Origin of the sequence: Mycobacterium sp. (genome assembly GCF_036490025.1) — a bacterium.
Lineage (GTDB): Bacteria > Actinomycetota > Actinomycetes > Mycobacteriales > Mycobacteriaceae > Mycobacterium.
In genome coordinates this window covers 1-4,720 of record NZ_DASXEP010000164.1, presented here as the reverse complement: position 1 = coordinate 4,720, position 4,720 = coordinate 1, and the positions used below count along the sequence as shown (strand labels likewise).

The following is a 4,720-nucleotide window of genomic DNA, read 5'->3' as shown; positions in this document are numbered from 1 at the left end:
CGATGATCAGCGCCGTGGCACCGGCATCGGAGAGCACGTAGGCGTGGTCGTCCAGCGAACCGAGTGGGTGCAGGGCGGTGCGCCGGTATCCCTGGGTCTGGCTGGCGCCGAGAATCATCAGGACCTCGGGCCGGTTGAGTGCCAGCATGCCGACCGTGACGCCGCTGCCGGCGCCCAGCGCTTCGAAAGCCTGGATGTACTGGCTGACGCGTTCGGCAAGCTGACCGCCGGTCAGCGTGGTGTCGCCGAGGAACAGCACCGGCCTGTCCTTGTGGCGCTTGAGCGCGCCCACGAACAAGTGGCCGTTATGGGTCGGGTTGCGCAGCAGCTCGTCACTCATGGCACCGCTCCTCCTCATCGCTTCGCTCTGCATCGTCGCCGGCGCGCGTCATAGGGCCACACTAGAACGTGTTGCAATTTGTGTCTGCTACCCCCTCCGCCGCCTCGACGATTCTCAGCTGACCGGTGGCGACCCGCATCGTACGGCTCCGCCGCCCTCGCGATCGCCACTAGGCTTTCCGCCCATGGCAGCTGCAGACCTCGTCATCACCGGCACTGTGCTGACCGTCGACGACACCAGGCCCACCGCCGAGGCGCTGGCGGTAGCCGACGGCCGGATCGTCGCGGTGGGTGACCGGTCCGAGGTGGCCGATTTCGTCGGCCCGAACACCCAAACCGTCGATATCGGTGACGGCTGCGTGATGCCGGGATTGATTGAGGCACATGGCCATCCGCTGATGGAGGCGATCGCGCTGTCCGACCGCCTAGTGGACATTCGGCCGGTCACGATGCGCGACGCCGACCAGGTCGTCCAGGCCGTTCGCCGCGAGGTGGCACGCCGCGGGCCCGACGGCGCCTACCTGAACGGCTGGGACCCGCTGCTGCAGAACGGGTTGCCGGAGCCGACGCTGAGCTGGCTGGACGAGATCGCGCCGGATGATCCGCTGGTGATCATCCACAACTCCGGACACAAGGCCTTCTTCAACTCGCGCGCCGCCCAGCGCGCCGGCCTCAACCGCGACACCGCCGACCCCAAGGGCGCCAAGTACGGCCGCGACGCGGACGGCGAACTCGACGGCACCGCCGAAGAAACCGGCGCGGTGTTCCCGCTCCTCAACGGCGCCATCGCGCCCAGCGATTACCCGGCGATGTTGCTTGCCGAGTGCGCCCGGCTCAATCGGGCCGGGCTGACCACCTGCTCGGAGATGGCGTTCGATCCGGCGCTCCGGCCACTGGTCGATGGCCTGCGCGGCCAACTCACCGTCAGGCTGCGGACCTATGAGATGTCCAATCCGCAGATGTCGACCACCGCCACACCCGGGCAGGGCGACGACGTGGTGCGCCAGGTCGGCATCAAGATCTGGGTGGACGGCTCGCCATGGATCGGCAACATTGCCCTGTCCTTCCCGTATCTGGACACCCCGGCCACCCGCACCATCGGCGTCACGCCCGGGTCCTGCGGTCACGCAAACTACACCGCCGAACAGCTGACCGAGATCGTCGGGGCCTACTTCCCGCTGGGCTGGCCGATGGCGTGCCACGTGCAGGGCGACGCCGGGGTGGACACCATCCTCGACGTGTACGAGCAAGCGCTGCAACGCAACCCACGCGACGATCACCGGCTGCGCCTCGAGCACGTCGGCGCGATCCGGGACGAGCAACTGTGGCGGGCCGCCGAGCTCGGCGTCACCTGCAGCATTTTCGTCGACCAGATCCACTACTGGGGGGACGTCATCGTCGACGGGCTGTTCGGCCCCGAGCGCGGATCCCGTTGGATGCCAGCAGGTTCCGCGGTGGCCACCGGCATGCGGATTTCGCTGCACAACGATCCGCCGGTGACGCCCGAGGAACCGCTGCGCAACATCAGCGTGGCCATGACGCGAAAAGCGCCCAGCGGTCGGGTGCTCGGTCCCGAGGAGCGGCTGACCGTCGAGCAGGCGATTCGGGCCCAGACCATCGACGCGGCCTGGCAGTTGTTCTCCGACGACATCATCGGCTCGCTGGAAGTCGGCAAATACGCCGATCTGGTTGTGCTGTCGGCGGATCCGCGCTCGGTGCCGCCCGAGGAGATCGCCGACCTGGAGGTGCGTTCGACGTTCCTGGCCGGTCGTCAGGTCTACGCCTCGTGACCCCTGCCCTTGACGACGTCCTGGACCGGGTGCACGTGGTGGCCTTGCCGATGCGGGTCCGCTTCCGCGGCATCACCACCCGAGAGCTGGTGCTGATCGACGGCCCGGCCGGTTGGGGCGAATTCGGCGCCTTCCCGGAATACGGCGACGCCGAGGCGGCGCCCTGGCTGGCCGCCGCTGTGGACTCGGCCTACCGGATTCCGCCCCCGGCGCGACGCGACCGCATCGACGTCAACGCCACCGTGCCCGCGGTCGACGCCGCCCAGGTGCCCGAAATACTGGCCCGCTTCCCGGGCGCGCGTACCGCCAAGGTGAAGGTTGCCGAGCCTGGTCAGACCCTCGACGACGACGTGGCCCGGGTCGACGCAGTCCGCGCCCTGGTGCCCATCGTGCGGGTCGACGCCAACGGCGCCTGGACCATCGACCAAGCCGCCGCGGCCGCCGCCGCCCTCGCACCGCTGGAATACCTCGAGCAGCCCTGCGCCACCGTCGAGGAACTCGCCCAGTTGCGCCGGCGGGTCGACGTGCCGGTCGCCGCCGACGAAAGCATCCGCAAAGCCGGTGATCCGCTGGCCGTCGTCCGCGCCGGCGCCGCCGACATCGCAGTGCTGAAAGTTGCTCCGCTGGGTGGCATTTCGGCGATGCTGAAGATCGCCGCGCAGATCGACATCCCCGTCGTGGTCTCCAGTGCGCTGGACTCGGCGGTGGGCATCGCGGTCGGGTTGGCCACTGCCGCGGCCCTGCCGAATCTCGACCATGCCTGCGGGCTGGGCACCGGCCGGCTGTTCGTCGAGGACGTCGCCGAGCCGGTCGCCCCCGTCGACGGCTATCTGCCGGTCGGGCCCGTCACCCCGGACCCGGCGCGGCTGCAGGCGCTGGCCGCGTCGCCGCAGCGCCGACAGTGGTGGATCGACCGGATCACGGCCTGCTATCCGCTGCTGTCCTGATTTGTGGGGTACATGGCGTAGACGACATGGGGTGCTATCGCCAACACTGGCGGTATGACGCGAAAAGTGCTGATCGTCGGCTTTCCGGGCGTGCAGGCGCTCGACCTGGTGGGGCCATTCGATGTGTTCGCGGGCGCGTCGGTGGCGCTGGCGGCCCGGGGCAAGGAGGGCTACCAGCCGGAGCTGGCATCCCTCGACGGGCAGCCGGTGGCCACCGGGACCGGTCTGACTTTCGGCACCGCCCGACTACCCAACCCGCCTGAGCCCGTCGACACCCTGGTGTTGCCGGGTGGTCAGGGCACCCGCCCGGACAAGCGTGATCCCCGGCTGGTCGACTGGATCATCGCCGCGGCGCCGCGGGCCCGCCGGGTCGTCACCGTGTGCACCGGAGCCTTTTTGGCGGCTCAGGCGGGGCTGCTCGACGGTTGCCGGGCGACTACCCACTGGGCGCATGCCGACGACCTGGCGCGGGAATTCCCGACCATCGATGTCGATCCCGACCCGATCTTCGTGCGTAGCTCGCCGACGGTGTGGACTGCCGCCGGTGTCTGCGCGGGCATCGACTTAGCGCTGGCGCTGGTCGAAGACGATCACGGGACCGAGGTGGCTCAAACGGTGGCCCGACATCTGGTGATGCACCTGCGCCGGCCCGGCGGCCAGACGCAGTTCGCCGCGCCGGTATGGGTGACCCGGGCCAGACGCGAGCCGATCCGTGCCGTCCAGGACGCCGTCGAGTCCGAACCCGGTGGCGCGCACAGCATCACCGAGCTGGCCCGGCTCGCGGCGATGAGCCCACGACACTTCACCCGGGTGTTCACCGACGAAGTCGGCGAGGCGCCCGGGGCCTACGTCGAACGGGTCCGCACCGAGGCGGCGCGTCGCCAACTGGAGCAGACCGACGATACCGTGATGACGATCGCGACGCGGTGCGGATTCGGCACCGCAGAAACGATGCGCCGCAACTTCATTCGACGAGTCGGCGTCTCGCCCGACCAATACCGAAAGGCATTCGCATGACCCAGATCGCGATCGTCGTCTATCCAGGTTTCACCGCACTGGATTTCATCGGACCCTACGAAGTGCTGCGCTGGCTGCCCGACACTGAGGTCCGCTTCGTGTGGCACGAACCGGGGCCGATCACCGCCGACTCCGGCGTCCTGATCATCGGGGCAACACACTCGTTCGCCGAAACCCCAAGGCCGGATGTCATTTTGGTGCCGGGCGGGATGACCACCATCGAACACGCCCGCGACGAGGTGCTGCTGGATTGGGTGCGTTCGGCGAGCAAGACCGCAACCTGGACGACGTCGGTGTGCTCGGGTTCGGTAGTCCTCGCGGCCGCGGGGCTGCTCGACGGTAAACGCGCCACATCGCACTGGGCGGCCCTGAGCATGCTGAAAGCATTGGGCGCCAAGCCTGTTGGCGATGAGCGGGTGGTGCACGAAGGACAGATCGTCACCAGTGCGGGGGTGTCGGCGGGCATCGACCTGGCGCTCTGGCTGGCCGGCCAGATCGGCGGTGAGGAACGCGCGAAGGTCATCCAGCTCTCGATGGAGTACGACCCACAGCCGCCGTTCGACAGTGGCCATATGTCCAAGGCGTCGGCGAAGACCAAGGCGGTTGCCACCGCGCTGATGGCCCGCG

5 protein-coding genes are annotated in these 4,720 nt (G+C 68.9%); 4 read left to right on the top strand and 1 reads right to left on the bottom strand.

Annotated elements, in window-relative coordinates; all coding sequences use genetic code 11:
• Positions 1 to 373 (bottom strand): AMP-binding protein (locus VGG53_RS18535; RefSeq protein ID WP_414688996.1); only part of this gene is annotated, 373 nt, incomplete at its 3' end.
• 151 nt (positions 374 to 524) lie between these two features.
• Here VGG53_RS18535 and VGG53_RS18530 point away from each other — a divergent pair.
• The 4 genes from VGG53_RS18530 to VGG53_RS18515 all read left to right on the top strand — a co-directional run.
• A complete protein-coding gene (locus tag VGG53_RS18530) occupies positions 525 to 2,129 on the top strand; it encodes an amidohydrolase (protein WP_331519548.1) in 1,605 nt (534 codons plus the stop codon).
• Positions 2,126 to 3,076 (top strand): o-succinylbenzoate synthase, encoded by a 951-nt coding sequence (locus tag VGG53_RS18525; protein ID WP_331519546.1) that lies wholly within the window; start codon positions 2,126 to 2,128, stop codon positions 3,074 to 3,076. Before VGG53_RS18530 ends, VGG53_RS18525 begins: the two co-directional genes overlap by 4 nt.
• Positions 3,077 to 3,130: 54 nt before the next feature.
• Positions 3,131 to 4,093: a GlxA family transcriptional regulator gene (locus VGG53_RS18520; RefSeq protein WP_331519545.1), complete on the top strand. Its 963-nt coding sequence runs from the start codon at positions 3,131 to 3,133 to the stop codon at positions 4,091 to 4,093.
• A partial coding sequence (locus tag VGG53_RS18515; protein ID WP_331519544.1) for a DJ-1/PfpI family protein occupies positions 4,090 to 4,720 on the top strand: 631 nt, incomplete at its 3' end. The genes VGG53_RS18520 and VGG53_RS18515, both read left to right, overlap by 4 nt.